Origin of the sequence: Geobacillus genomosp. 3 (assembly GCF_000445995.2) — a bacterium.
In the GTDB taxonomy this organism is placed as follows: domain Bacteria; phylum Bacillota; class Bacilli; order Bacillales; family Anoxybacillaceae; genus Geobacillus.
Genome location: NC_022080.4, coordinates 2,943,581 through 2,957,178, shown reverse-complemented (window position 1 = coordinate 2,957,178; position 13,598 = coordinate 2,943,581). Strand labels below are relative to the sequence as shown.

The window sequence follows — 13,598 nt, the reverse complement described above, 5'->3', positions numbered from 1 at the left end:
AAGATGGGGCAAAACGGGACGGTGCAGCCGATCCAGCTCGTCATTATTACCGGCATGTCCGGGGCGGGGAAAACGGTGGCGATCCAAAGCTTTGAAGACCTCGGTTTTTTTTGCGTTGACAATTTGCCGCCGACGTTGTTGCCAAAGTTTTTGGAGCTGGTGAAAGAGTCCGGGAATAAAATGAATAAAGTCGCGCTCGTCATGGACTTGCGCAGCCGCGACTTTTTTGACCATTTGTTCGCGGCGCTCGACGAATTGTCCGAGCAGGCATGGATTGTGCCGCAAATTTTGTTTTTAGACGCGCAAGACTCCACGCTTGTTGCGCGCTACAAAGAAACGCGTCGGACGCACCCGCTCGCGCCGAACGAGCCGCCGCTTGAAGGGATTCGCCTGGAGCGGAAACTGCTCGAGGAGATTAAAGGGCGGGCGCAAATCATTTACGATACGACCGGACTTAAGCCGCGCGAACTGCGGGAAAAAATCGTCCGCCAGTTTTCGTCGCACACCCAGTCCGGGTTTACAGTCAACGTCATGTCGTTCGGCTTTAAGTACGGCATTCCGATTGATGCTGATTTAGTGTTTGATGTCCGCTTCTTGCCGAATCCGCATTATATTGAGCATATGCGCCCGAAAACCGGACTGGATGACGAAGTATCATCGTATGTGTTAAAATGGGGAGAAACACAAAAATTTTTAGAAAAGTTGCTTGACTTGTTGACGTTTATGTTGCCGTATTACCAGCGCGAGGGGAAAAGCCAGCTGGTGATCGCCATCGGCTGCACGGGCGGGCAACACCGCTCGGTGGCGCTGGCGGAGTATATCGCCCGCCATTTTTCCGCTGATTACAAAACGGCTGTCTCGCACCGGGACATGGAGAGGAGAAAGGAAGCGCATCGATGAGAGACGAACAAGCAGCAAAAATCGTCGTCATCGGCGGCGGCACCGGGTTGCCCGTCTTGTTGCGGGGGCTTAAGCAATATGAGCTCGACTTGACTGCCATTGTCACCGTCGCCGATGACGGGGGGAGTTCCGGGCGGCTGCGGGATGAGCTGCGCATCCCGCCGCCCGGGGATGTACGCAATGTGCTCGCCGCGCTGTCTGATGTCGAACCGCTCATTGTCGAGCTGTTTCAGCATCGGTTTCAAAACGGCAACGGCTTATCCGGCCATTCGCTTGGCAACTTGATTTTGGCGGCGCTCACATCGATCACCGGCGATTTTGTGAAAGCGATTCGCGAGATGAGCAAAGTATTGAACGTGCACGGTCAAGTGTTGCCGGCAGCGAACAAAAGCGTCGTGTTGCATGCAGAAATGGAAGATGGTTCCATTGTTTCTGGCGAGTCCAAAATTCCGAATGCGGGCAAAAAAATTAAGAGGGTGTTTTTAACCCCGGAAGATATTGAACCGCTGCCGGAAACGATTGCCGCCATCCGCCGAGCCGATTTGATCGTCATCGGGCCGGGAAGCCTATATACGAGCATTTTGCCGAATTTGCTCGTGCCGAAAATCGGGCAGGAAGTATGCAAGGCGAAGGCGAAAAAAATCTATATATGCAACATTATGACCCAAGCCGGCGAGACGCCGCACTATACGGTGAGCGACCATGTGAAGGCGCTTCACCGCCATCTTGGCGGTCCGTTTTTGGATGCGGTGATCGTCAACAGCGGGGCGATTCCGGAAGTCATCCGCCGCCGTTACGAGGAGGAGCGGGCCGAACCGGTGCGGGACGACAGCAGCGGACTCAGCGTCCAAGTCATTCACGACGACATTGTTACGTATGAAGATGGGGTCATTCGTCATAATACAGCGAAAGTCGCCGCCCTTCTTCTCGGGCTGCTTCCCCGCCGCTAGGCAGGCGCCGGGCGGTCAGGCATGGTTATGAAGCGCCGGAATGAGGCGGCAAGTGGCCGCACCGAGGTTTTGGGACATCTCCAACCGGCCGATGCGGGGAACGAATGGAGGTGGAGCGATCGTGTCTTTTGCGTCAGAAACGAAAAAAGAACTGACCCATTTAGAAGTCAAGCGTTGTTGCCTGCGGGCGGAGCTGTCGGCGCTATTGCGCATGAACGGTTCGCTGTCGTTTTCCGGAGGGCGGATGACGGTCGATGTTCAGACGGAAAACGCAGCGATCGCCCGGCGTATTTATACATTGTTGAAAAAAGGGTATGATGTCGCCGTTGAGCTGTTTGTCCGCAAAAAAATGCGTTTAAAGAAAAATAACGTGTATATCGTCCGTATTACCGACGGTGCCGCCCCGTTGCTGCGCGAGCTTCATATTTGGAACGGCGATTTTTCGTTCGTCCACGATATTTCTCCGGAGCTCATCAAGAAAAAGTGTTGCAAGCGCTCGTATTTGCGCGGCGCCTTTTTGGCGGGCGGTTCGGTCAACAATCCGGAGACGTCCTCGTACCATTTGGAGATTTTTTCGCTGTACGAGGAACATAATCGGTCGTTATGTGAATTAATGAACAGTCACTTTTTTTTAAATGCGAAAACGTTGGAACGGAAAAAGGGGTTTATTACGTATTTAAAAGAGGCGGAAAAAATTGCGGAGTTTTTGAACATCATCGGCGCCCATCAGGCGCTGCTCCGCTTTGAAGACATTCGCATCGTCCGCGACATGCGCAATTCGGTCAACCGGCTTGTCAACTGTGAAACCGCCAATTTAAACAAGACGATCGGTGCCGCGCTCCGCCAAGTGGAAAACATTCGCTACATCGATGAAACGATCGGTCTGGATTCATTGCCGGCGAAACTGCGGGAAATTGCCAGGCTCCGCATCGAGCATCAAGATGTCACGTTAAAGGAACTCGGCGAGATGGTCACCGGTGGAAAAATCAGCAAATCTGGCATCAACCACCGCCTGCGCAAAATCGACGAAATCGCCGAACGGCTGCGGGCCGGAAAGCCGGTCGATTTCCACAAATCGCTGTAAAGGGGGGAGATGGGGAATGGTCGAAAAACAAGTCGAAGTGAAACTAAAAACCGGACTGCAAGCGCGTCCGGCGGCGCTGTTCGTTCAAGAAGCGAACCGGTTTTCGGCGGACGTCTTTTTAGAGAAAGACGGCAAGCGGGTGAACGCGAAAAGCATTATGGGCTTGATGAGCCTGGCGGTCGGCCATGGCGCGGTCATCACGTTGATCGCCGACGGGCCGGATGAGCGGGAAGCGGTTGAAAAGCTCAGCGCCTATGTGCAAAAAGAAAAGTGAGCGGTGCGTCTGCGCGGACGATGCGCGCGGTTTCACCGGAGGAAGGCGAACAGCAAAGAAGGCTGCTCCGTTTGTTGCGGAAGCAGCCTTTGCTTTTACTTCTCGTCTGAGCGCGTCAGCACCCGGTCGATAATGCCATATTGTTGCGCCTTTTCTGCGGTCATAAAGTTGTCGCGGTCCGTATCGCGTTCGATCACTTCGATCGGCTGGCCGGTGTTTTCCGCCAAAATGCGGTTCAGTTTGTCGCGCAAGAACAAAATGCGCTTCGCAGCGATTTCGATTTCCGTCGCCTGCCCTTGGGCGCCGCCGAGCGGCTGGTGAATCATTACTTCACTGTTCGGAAGAGCAAACCGTTTTCCTTTGGCGCCGGCCGCCAGCAGAAACGCTCCCATCGATGCGGCCATGCCGATGCAAATCGTTGACACATCCGGTTTGATGAACTGCATCGTGTCGTAAATCGCCAAGCCGGCCGTGATCGAGCCGCCCGGGCTGTTGATGTACAGGGAAATGTCTTTTTCCGGGTCTTCCGCTGCCAAAAACAGCAGCTGCGACACGATCGAGTTGGCAACTTGGTCGTCGATGGCACTGCCAAGGAAAATAATCCGGTCTTTCAACAACCGCGAATAAATGTCATACGCGCGCTCCCCGCGGTTCGTCTGCTCGATGACCGTTGGAATTAAATGCATGGAAAACGCCTCCTTTTCCCTTTCATAAATATGTACGCCTTCATCATACATGAATGGTCAATGAAGGTCAAACGAAATGCCCTCTTCCCGCCCATTTATATATATTCGCGAACAACAGCGAACATCCCTCTTTTCATCATAACCGCTTTTTCATTTTTTAAACCACGGTTTTCCGCCGCTTCTGCAACGGGACGAAGAACCGCGCCGCCGGCGCAGGAAATCAGGTGCGGAATGAGCGCCCAATTTTTCCTCTTTTTTTATTGCATTTTTCCCTTGCATTTTTTTTCGATCCTGCTATAATAGAACATGCGACGGGAACGAAACAACATAATATGCCCTCGTAGTGTAGTGGATAGCACGAGAGATTCCGGTTCTCTTAGCGTGGGTTCGAATCCTGCCGAGGGCGTTTCGACAGAACGGTTGCGTTAGCAGCCGTTTTTCATTTTCGGCAATGGCGCCGCCATGCCGCGAAATGAGGGCTGAATTGGCCAAGCAAGCCGCCTCTTAAGGTTGGGAGAATCCGTAGCCATACAGCCATCATCAAGAAGCACGCTCGACTCCCCGCCTGGACATGAAAACAGACGGTGTAAGGCGCAGTGATGTTCGCTGCAAGGAGATCAGGAAAGCATCCGCAATGATCGGATGCTTTTTGTTTTGCCTGCAGGCAGTCGACAAAAATTTCTCCTACCCCCTCCCGCCCTTGTCGTGTACAATAAAAGAAAGGGGGCGTGACGATGAGGGCGGAGTTATGGCAAGAGCAGCGGCTGCAGTTGTCGCTGACCAAAGAGCTTGTGCAGGCGATTGAACTGCTGCAATATTCGGCGCTTGATTTGGAAGCGTTTTTATATGAACAGTCGCTGGAAAACCCGTTTTTGGAAATCCGCCGTGATCGAACGCGGCAGCGACCAGGCCGGACGGACAAAGACCGAAAGCAATGGCTCGAGAACATCAGCGCCCGGACGGAGACGCTGGCCAGCCACTTGCTTGCGCAGCTGCCCGGGCTGATGTTGTCGGGGAAGGAAGAGCGCATTGTTCGTCATATGATCGCGGCGCTTGATGAGGACGGCTATTTGCGTGTGCCGCTTGCCGAGCTGGCGGCGCGTTTCTCCGTAACGGAACAGGAGGTTGAGCGCGGGCTGCGTTTCGTACAATCGCTTGACCCGCCGGGAGTCGGCGCCCGCGATTTGGCGGAGTGCCTTTTGCTGCAGCTTGAACGTCTTCCCGAGCGCGACGAACTGGCGGAGACGATCGTCCGCGATCATTTTCTTCCGTTTGCCGAAAAGTCGTGGAAGGCGCTCGCCAAGCAACTCGGCGTCAGTCTCGGCGAGCTGCAGCGCGTCTTTGAGCTCATTCGCACGCTCGAGCCGCGGCCCGGCATCCATTATGCAGGTGAACTGCCGCATTTTATCGTGCCCGATTTGATCGTCATCCGTCAAGCGGATGGCGGTTTGGTTGTAGCTTATAACGATGACATCCACCCGGAGCTCAGATGGAATGAGGAGTACGAGCGGCATATCGCCGCCGCCGGCGACCGGCACGCCGAGCGGTTTATGAAGGAAAAGTACCGGCAGTTTACATGGCTGGCCAAAAGTTTAGAACAGCGGAAGCAGACGCTGCTCCATCTGATGGGCGTCATTGTTGACCGGCAACGCTCTTGTTTTGAAAGGGGACTGTCGGCGCTTAAACCGATGACGATGCGCGAAGTGGCGGAAGAGCTCGGCGTCCATGAATCGACGGTGAGCCGCGCGGTCCGCCATAAATACGTACAAACACCGTTTGGCACGCTCGAGCTGCGCCGCTTTTTCTCGAGTGCGGCGACGGCCGGGGCAGAGGAGGAAGTCTCTTCCGTTCAAGTGAAAGAGATCATTCGGGCGCTCATTTCCGCTGAAAACCGGCGGGCGCCGTTTTCCGACCAGCAGCTGGCCGATTTGCTTCGCGAACGGCATGGCATTGCCATCTCCCGCCGCACGGTCGCCAAATACCGTGAACAGCTGCGCATTCCGTCATCAGCGAAACGGAAACAATATACAGGCCTGCTGTAAAGGCGGTCAAAAGGGAAGAAACGAACGGCAAACGCTGTGAGAAAGAAAGGAAGAAACCGATGCACATTCGTTTGTATACAAAAATGAACTGCCCGCTTTGTGACAAAGCGAAAGCAATTTTAACGGAGCTGCAGGCAGACTATCGGTTTACGATGGAAGAGATCGATATTTATCAAGATGACGCGTTGCTTGAGCAATATCAGTTAATGATTCCGGTCGTCGAATTGGACGGGGAAGAAATCGGCTACGGGATGATTGAAAAAGAAGTGGTAAGAAAGCGGTTGCGGCAGGCGCGAAACGGTTGAACGGCAATCCTCCTCCTGCTATAATGAAAATGGCGCGGGAGGAATTTTTTATCGATTGGCGGGACACAATATGTCACGCCGGGACATATAATGTCCCTAAGTTCGGTCAGGGAGAAAGGATCGATGCAACCGTTATTAGAGGCATTAAAAAAATTATCGCCGGACTTGCTCGACGTTATGCAAAAGCGATATCAAATTTTGCACTCCATTTCGCTTATGGCGCCGATCGGGCGGCGGGTGCTGGCCGCGAGCCTCGGCATGAGCGAGCGGGTGCTTCGGTCGGAAACGCAATTTTTAAAAGAACAAAACTTGCTTTCCGCCGATGTGTCAGGCATGCGGTTAACGGAAGAAGGCCGAACGCTGCTTCACACGCTCAATGACGTGATGCGGGAAGCGCTTGGGCTTAAGGAACTGGAAACGGCGCTGAAACAGCTGTTGAATGTGGAGCACGTGGTGGTAGTCGCCGGGGATAGCGACCATTCTCCTTGGGTAAAAAAAGAAATGGGAAGAGCGTGTGTCGCCTGCATGAAAGAACGGCTCCGACCTGGAGATATTGTCGCGGTGGCCGGCGGGACGACGATGGCGGCGGTGGCGGAAATGATGACGCCGGATCCCAAGCTCGGTGATGTGTTGTTCGTCCCGGCGCGCGGCGGGCTTGGTGAGGATGTCGAAAACCAGGCGAACACGATTTGCGCCAAAATGGCGGAAAAAGCAGCCGGCCGTTATCGGCTTCTCCATGTGCCCGACCAGCTGAGCGGCGAGGCGTACACATCGCTCATCGAAGAGCCGGCGGTGAAGGAAGTGCTCGAGCTTATTCAATCGTGCCGCATGGTCGTCCATGGCATCGGGGAAGCGGTGACGATGGCGAAACGGCGGAGGACGCCGCCTTCGGAGATGGAAAACATCATCGCCCGCCATGCCGTCGCCGAGGCGTTCGGTTATTATTTCAACGAACATGGCGACGTCGTCCACAAAGTAAAAACAGTCGGCATTCAGCTCGAAAACCTCCCGCACGTTGAACATGTCATTGCCGTCGCCGGAGGGGCGTCAAAAGCGAAGGCCATTCGCGCCTACATGAAGCAGGCCCCCCGTTCGCTGTTGGTGACGGACGAAGGCGCCGCCAAAGCGTTAGTAGGGGAGTGACATCCCTTGCCGATACAATCATCCATTGTAAGGAGGAAAACACGATGACAGTAAAAGTTGGGATTAACGGTTTCGGCCGTATTGGGCGCAACGTGTTTCGCGCCGCATTGAAAAACCCGGACATTGAAGTCGTGGCAGTCAACGATTTAACGGATGCGAACACGCTTGCGCATTTGTTGAAATATGACTCGGTTCACGGCCCGCTTGATGCTGAGGTGTCGGTGAACGGCAACAATTTAGTCGTCAACGGCAAAGAAATCATCGTGAAAGCAGAACGCGATCCGGCCAACTTGGCGTGGAGCGAGATCGGCGTTGAGATCGTCGTCGAATCGACCGGCCGCTTCACGAAACGCGAAGATGCGGCGAAACATTTGGAAGCGGGCGCGAAAAAAGTCATCATTTCCGCCCCGGCGAAAAACGAAGACATTACGATCGTGATGGGCGTCAACCAAGACAAATACGATCCGAAAAACCATCATGTGATCTCGAACGCGTCGTGCACGACGAACTGCTTGGCGCCGTTTGCGAAAGTGCTGCATGAAAAATTCGGCATCGTCCGCGGCATGATGACGACCGTTCACTCGTATACGAACGACCAACAAATTTTAGACTTGCCGCATAAAGATTTGCGCCGGGCCCGCGCCGCGGCGGAATCGATCATCCCGACGACGACCGGGGCGGCGAAAGCCGTCGCGCTTGTTTTGCCGGAATTGAAAGGAAAATTGAACGGCATGGCGATGCGCGTGCCGACGCCGAACGTATCGGTCGTGGACTTGGTCGCTGAGCTGGAAAAAGAAGTGACGGCCGAAGAAGTGAATGCCGCGTTGAAAGCGGCGGCGGAAGGCGAGTTGAAAGGCATTTTGGCCTACAGCGAAGAGCCGCTCGTCTCGCGCGACTACAACGGCAACCCGGCATCGTCGACGATCGATGCGCTCTCGACGATGGTCATCGAAGGGAAAATGGTGAAAGTCGTTTCGTGGTATGACAACGAAACCGGCTATTCGCACCGCGTCGTCGATTTGGCTGCCTACATTGCTTCAAAAGGACTATAAGGCGAGCTTGGCATTGAGTTTTCCATTTATTCAAGTCTATAATAGGAAAATGGAGGGGAGCGGGGAAATGATCCCCACTCCTTTTCCTTTGCCAAAACTGTCACTAAAGGGGGCTGGAACGATGAACAAGAAGACGATCCGCGACGTCGAGGTGAGAGGGAAGCGCGTGTTTTGCCGCGTCGATTTTAACGTGCCGATGGAAGATGGCGCCATCACCGATGACACGCGCATTCGCGCCGCACTCCCGACGATCCGCTATTTGGTCGAACACGGGGCGAAAGTCATTTTGGCAAGCCATCTCGGCCGCCCGAAAGGAAAAGTCGTCGAGGAGCTGCGCTTGAATGCCGTCGCCAAGCGGCTCGGCGAACTGCTTGAGCGTCCGGTTGTGAAAACAGACGAAGCGGTCGGCGATGAGGTAAAGGCAGCCGTCGCGAACTTGAAGGAAGGCGACGTGCTGCTGTTGGAGAACGTCCGCTTTTATCCCGGTGAAGAGAAAAACGATCCTGAGCTCGCCAAAGCGTTTGCGGAACTTGCCGGTCTATACGTCAACGATGCGTTCGGCGCCGCCCACCGCGCCCATGCGTCGACAGAAGGGATCGCCCACTACTTGCCGGCGGTGGCCGGGTTTTTGATGGAAAAAGAAATCGAAGTGCTCGGCAAGGCGCTCTCGGACCCGGACCGACCGTTTACGGCGATTATCGGCGGGGCGAAGGTGAAAGACAAAATCGGCGTCATTGACAACTTGTTGGAGAAAGTCGACAACTTGATCATCGGCGGCGGGTTGGCGTACACGTTCGTCAAGGCGCTTGGGTATGACGTCGGCAAGTCGCTTCTTGAGGAAGACAAAATCGAGCTGGCGAAATCGTTTATGGAGAAGGCGAAAGAAAAAGGCGTCCGCTTTTACATGCCGGTCGATGTCGTCGTCGCGGACCGGTTTGCGAACGACGCCAACACGAACATCGTCCCGATTGACGCTATTCCGGGCGATTGGGAGGCGCTTGACATCGGTCCGAAAACGCGCGAACTGTACCGCGACGTCATTCGCCAATCGAAGCTCGTCGTCTGGAACGGCCCGATGGGCGTCTTTGAAATGGACACATTCGCCCACGGGACGAGAGCGGTCGCCGAAGCGCTCGCTGAAGCTGCTGATACATACTCGGTGATCGGCGGTGGAGACTCGGCCGCAGCTGTCGAGAAATTCGGCTTGGCGGACAAAATGGATCATATTTCCACAGGCGGCGGCGCGTCGCTTGAGTTTATGGAAGGCAAGCAGCTGCCAGGGGTTGTGGCGTTAAACGATAAGTAAGATGCCCCTAAAGGCGCCGTGCTAGGGAAACGGCCGGCGCACGGCGGTTGTCCGCCGCCTAGCGAAAGGAAAGGTGAACGATGAGAAAACCGATCATTGCAGGCAACTGGAAAATGCATAAAACGATGGCGGAAGCCGTTCAGTTTGTGGAAGAAGTGAAACGGCTCGTCCCACCGGCAAACGAAGTGGAGTCTGTCGTTTGCGCACCGTTTTTGTTTTTGGACCGGCTGGTGCAAAATACAACCGGCACCGATTTGAAAATCGGGGCGCAAACCATGCATTTTGCCGACCAAGGGGCGTACACCGGCGAAGTGAGCCCGGTGATGCTCAAAGATCTCGGCGTCACGTACGTCATTATCGGCCATTCCGAGCGCCGGCAGATGTTCGCCGAAACGGATGAAACGGTGAACAAAAAAGTGTTGGCCGCTTTCACCCGCGGGCTTGTGCCGATCATTTGTTGCGGCGAGACGCTTGAGGAGCGGGAGGCAGGGCAGACGAATGCGGTTGTGGCGTCGCAAGTGGAAAAGGCGCTTTCCGGCTTGACGCCGGACCAAGTGAAGCAGGCGGTCATCGCTTACGAGCCGATTTGGGCGATCGGCACCGGCAAGTCGTCGACCGCGGAAGATGCGAACGAAGTGTGCGGCCATATTCGTTCCGTCATCGCCCGCCAATTTGGCAGCGATGCGGCGGAAGCGGTCCGCATCCAATACGGCGGCAGCGTCAAACCGGACAACATCCGCGACTTTTTGGCGCAAGAACACATTGACGGCGCCTTAGTCGGCGGCGCGAGCCTTGAGCCGGCTTCGTTCTTGCAGCTCGTGGAGGCGGGGCGCCATGAGTAAACAGCCGGTTGCCCTCATCATTTTGGACGGATTTGCATTGCGCGAAGAGACGTACGGCAACGCCGTCGCCCAAGCCCATAAGCCAAACTTTGACCGCTATTGGAACGAGTATCCGCATGCGACGCTAAAAGCGTGCGGCGAGGCGGTCGGGCTGCCGGAAGGGCAGATGGGCAACTCGGAAGTCGGGCATTTGAACATCGGCGCCGGCCGCATTGTGTACCAAAGCTTGACAAGGGTGAACATCGCCATTCGCGAAGGTGAGTTTGAGCGGAACGAAACGTTTTTGGCGGCGATGAACCATGTCAAACAACACGGAACGAGTTTGCATTTGTTCGGACTGCTGTCTGACGGCGGGGTGCACAGCCATATTCACCACCTGTACGCCCTGTTGCGTCTCGCGGCGAAAGAAGGCGTGAAGCGGGTGTACATCCACGGCTTTTTGGACGGCCGCGACGTCGGCCCGCAAACGGCGCCGCAATACATCAAAGAGCTGCAAGAAAAAATCAAGGAATACGGCGTCGGCGAAATCGCCACCTTGTCAGGCCGCTACTACTCGATGGACCGCGACAAACGGTGGGACCGCGTCGAGAAGGCGTACCGGGCGATGGTGTACGGCGAAGGCCCGACGTACCGCGATCCGCTCGAGTGCATTGAGGACTCGTATGAACACGGCATTTACGACGAGTTCGTCCTGCCGTCGGTCATCGTCCGCGAAGACGGCCGGCCGGTGGCGACGATTCAAGACAACGATGCGATCATTTTCTACAACTTCCGCCCCGACCGGGCGATCCAAATTTCGAATACATTTACGAACGAAGATTTCCGCGAATTTGACCGCGGCCCGAAACATCCGAACCATTTGTTTTTCGTCTGCTTGACGCATTTCAGCGAAACGGTGAAAGGCTATGTCGCCTTCAAACCGACGAACCTTGACAACACGATCGGTGAAGTGTTGTCACAGCACGGTTTGCGTCAGCTGCGCATCGCCGAGACGGAAAAATACCCGCATGTGACGTTTTTCATGAGCGGCGGCCGCGAAGAGAAGTTTCCGGGCGAAGACCGGATTTTGATCAACTCGCCGAAAGTGGCGACGTATGACTTGAAACCGGAAATGAGCGCCTATGAAGTGACCGACGCGCTGCTCAAGGAAATTGCCGCCGACAAATACGACGCGATTATTTTGAACTACGCCAACCCGGATATGGTCGGCCACTCCGGCAAGCTCGAGCCGACGATCAAGGCGGTCGAAGCGGTCGATGAATGCCTCGGCAAAGTCGTCGACGCCATTTTAGAGAAGGGCGGCATTGCCATCATCACCGCCGACCATGGCAACGCCGATGAAGTGCTGACGCCGGATGGCGAGCCGCAAACGGCGCATACGACAAATCCGGTGCCGGTCATTGTCACGAAAAAAGGCCTTGAATTGCGCAAAGACGGCATTTTAGGCGATTTGGCGCCGACGATGCTCGATTTGCTCGGCTTGCCGCAGCCGAAAGAAATGACGGGGAAATCGTTGATTGTCAAATAACAAACGGTTGCACGAAACGATAACTAAAGGAAAGAAAAGGAGTGGGTTCACATGTCTGCCATTATCGATGTTTACGCCCGCGAAGTGCTGGATTCGCGCGGCAACCCGACGGTGGAAGTGGAAGTGTATACGGAAGACGGCGGCTTCGGCCGCGCCTTGGTGCCGAGCGGCGCGTCGACCGGGGAGTACGAAGCGGTCGAGCTGCGCGACGGCGACAAAAACCGCTACCTCGGCAAAGGGGTGTTAAAAGCGGTTGAGAACGTCAACGACGTGATCGCGCCGGAAATCATCGGTCTGGAAGTGACCGATCAAGTGGCGATTGACCGCACGTTGATTGAATTGGACGGCACGGAAAACAAAGGGAAGCTTGGCGCCAACGCCATTTTGGGCGTATCGCTCGCTGTCGCCCGCGCGGCGGCCGATGAAGTGGGCTTGCCGCTGTACCAATACTTGGGCGGCTTTAACGCCAAAACGCTGCCGGTGCCGATGATGAACATTTTAAACGGCGGCGCGCACGCCGACAACAACGTCGACATTCAAGAATTCATGGTCATGCCGGTCGGGGCGGAAAGCTTCCGCGAAGCGCTGCGCATGGGGGCGGAAATTTTCCATAGCTTAAAAGCGGTATTGAAAGCGAAAGGCTACAACACCGCGGTCGGTGACGAAGGCGGTTTTGCCCCGAACTTGAAATCGAACGAAGAAGCGCTGCAAACGATCATCGAAGCGATCGAAAAAGCCGGCTACAAGCCGGGCGAGCAAGTGATGCTCGCGATGGACGTGGCGTCGTCGGAGCTGTATAACAAAGAAGACGGCAAGTACCACCTCGAAGGCGAAGGCGTCGTCAAAACGTCGGAAGAAATGGTCGCTTGGTATGAAGAACTCGTCTCAAAATACCCGATCATCTCGATCGAAGACGGGCTCGATGAAAACGACTGGGAAGGGCATAAACTGCTCACCGAGCGGCTCGGCAAAAAAGTGCAGCTCGTCGGCGACGACTTGTTTGTGACGAACACGAAAAAGCTGGCCGAAGGCATTGAAAAAGGCGTCGGCAACTCGATTTTGATCAAAGTGAACCAAATCGGCACGCTAACCGAAACGTTTGACGCCATCGAAATGGCGAAGCGCGCCGGCTATACGGCTGTCGTCTCGCACCGTTCCGGCGAAACGGAAGACAGCACGATCGCCGACATCGCCGTCGCCACGAACGCCGGCCAAATCAAAACGGGCGCGCCGTCGCGCACCGACCGCGTCGCGAAATACAACCAATTGCTCCGCATTGAAGATGAATTAGGCGGCACGGCGATTTATCAAGGCATCCGCTCGTTTTACAATTTGAAACAATAACCGACAGTGGAAGATGAGAGGCACCTTTCGGCTGTTTGCCAAGAAAGGTGCCTTTTTTCGCGGCGGCCGGGGATAGCGGGCATGGCGCGCGGAGATGCTAAATGGGGACTCATTACGTTTTAGGGAAGGTGCAAGCCATTGT

The 13,598-nt window shown here is 55.2% G+C and carries 13 protein-coding genes and 1 tRNA gene; 13 read left to right on the top strand and 1 reads right to left on the bottom strand.

Going from position 1 to position 13,598, the window contains the following annotated elements; all coding sequences use genetic code 11:
* Positions 1-3 precede the first annotated feature (3 nt).
* The 4 genes from rapZ to M493_RS14845 all read left to right on the top strand — a co-directional run bounded on the left by rapZ (position 4) and on the right by M493_RS14845 (position 3,208).
* Positions 4-900, top strand: coding sequence for an RNase adapter RapZ (gene rapZ / locus M493_RS14860; RefSeq protein WP_020961199.1), 897 nt, complete (start codon positions 4-6; stop codon positions 898-900).
* Complete coding sequence (locus M493_RS14855) at positions 897-1,850, top strand: gluconeogenesis factor YvcK family protein (protein WP_020961198.1); 954 nt, start codon at positions 897-899, stop codon at positions 1,848-1,850. The genes rapZ and M493_RS14855 overlap by 4 nt, the downstream gene beginning before the upstream one ends.
* Positions 1,851-1,971: 121 nt before the next feature.
* Positions 1,972-2,934: a DNA-binding protein WhiA gene (gene whiA / locus M493_RS14850; RefSeq protein ID WP_020961197.1), complete on the top strand. Its 963-nt coding sequence runs from the start codon at positions 1,972-1,974 to the stop codon at positions 2,932-2,934.
* 16 nt (positions 2,935-2,950) lie between these two features.
* Positions 2,951-3,208 carry an HPr family phosphocarrier protein gene (locus M493_RS14845; protein ID WP_020961196.1) on the top strand — a complete coding sequence of 86 codons (258 nt, stop codon included), beginning with the start codon at positions 2,951-2,953 and terminating at the stop codon, positions 3,206-3,208.
* A 95-nt stretch (positions 3,209-3,303) separates the two neighbouring features.
* Here the strand turns inward: M493_RS14845 and clpP are convergent, their stop codons facing one another.
* The gene (clpP, locus tag M493_RS14840; protein WP_256380465.1) at positions 3,304-3,945 is read right to left on the bottom strand and encodes an ATP-dependent Clp endopeptidase proteolytic subunit ClpP; all 642 of its coding nucleotides are present in this window, start codon (positions 3,943-3,945) and stop codon (positions 3,304-3,306) included.
* Between the two features lie 283 nt (positions 3,946-4,228).
* Here clpP and M493_RS14835 point away from each other — a divergent pair.
* From M493_RS14835 to eno, 9 genes are all read left to right on the top strand, one after another.
* Positions 4,229-4,300, top strand: a tRNA-Arg gene (locus M493_RS14835).
* 328 nt (positions 4,301-4,628) lie between these two features.
* A complete protein-coding gene (rpoN, locus tag M493_RS14830) occupies positions 4,629-5,936 on the top strand; it encodes an RNA polymerase factor sigma-54 (RefSeq protein ID WP_020961194.1) in 1,308 nt (435 codons plus the stop codon).
* A gap of 59 nt (positions 5,937-5,995) precedes the next feature.
* Positions 5,996-6,241 (top strand): glutaredoxin family protein, encoded by a 246-nt coding sequence (locus M493_RS14825; RefSeq protein ID WP_020961193.1) that lies wholly within the window; start codon positions 5,996-5,998, stop codon positions 6,239-6,241.
* Between the two features lie 123 nt (positions 6,242-6,364).
* Positions 6,365-7,384, top strand: coding sequence for a sugar-binding transcriptional regulator (locus M493_RS14820; protein WP_020961192.1), 1,020 nt, complete (start codon positions 6,365-6,367; stop codon positions 7,382-7,384).
* Positions 7,385-7,428: 44 nt separating this feature from the next.
* A complete protein-coding gene (gene gap, locus M493_RS14815) occupies positions 7,429-8,436 on the top strand; it encodes a type I glyceraldehyde-3-phosphate dehydrogenase (RefSeq protein ID WP_020961191.1) in 1,008 nt (335 codons plus the stop codon).
* 121 nt (positions 8,437-8,557) lie between these two features.
* On the top strand, positions 8,558-9,742 hold the full coding sequence (locus M493_RS14810; RefSeq protein ID WP_020961190.1) for a phosphoglycerate kinase: 1,185 nt from the start codon (positions 8,558-8,560) through the stop codon (positions 9,740-9,742).
* A gap of 80 nt (positions 9,743-9,822) precedes the next feature.
* Positions 9,823-10,584, top strand: coding sequence for a triose-phosphate isomerase (gene tpiA, locus M493_RS14805; RefSeq protein ID WP_020961189.1), 762 nt, complete (start codon positions 9,823-9,825; stop codon positions 10,582-10,584).
* A complete protein-coding gene (gene gpmI, locus M493_RS14800; RefSeq protein WP_020961188.1) occupies positions 10,577-12,112 on the top strand; it encodes a 2,3-bisphosphoglycerate-independent phosphoglycerate mutase in 1,536 nt (511 codons plus the stop codon). Before tpiA ends, gpmI begins: the two co-directional genes overlap by 8 nt.
* A gap of 51 nt (positions 12,113-12,163) precedes the next feature.
* Positions 12,164-13,456 carry a phosphopyruvate hydratase gene (gene eno / locus M493_RS14795; protein WP_020961187.1) on the top strand — a complete coding sequence of 431 codons (1,293 nt, stop codon included), beginning with the start codon at positions 12,164-12,166 and terminating at the stop codon, positions 13,454-13,456.
* Positions 13,457-13,598: the final 142 nt, after the last annotated feature.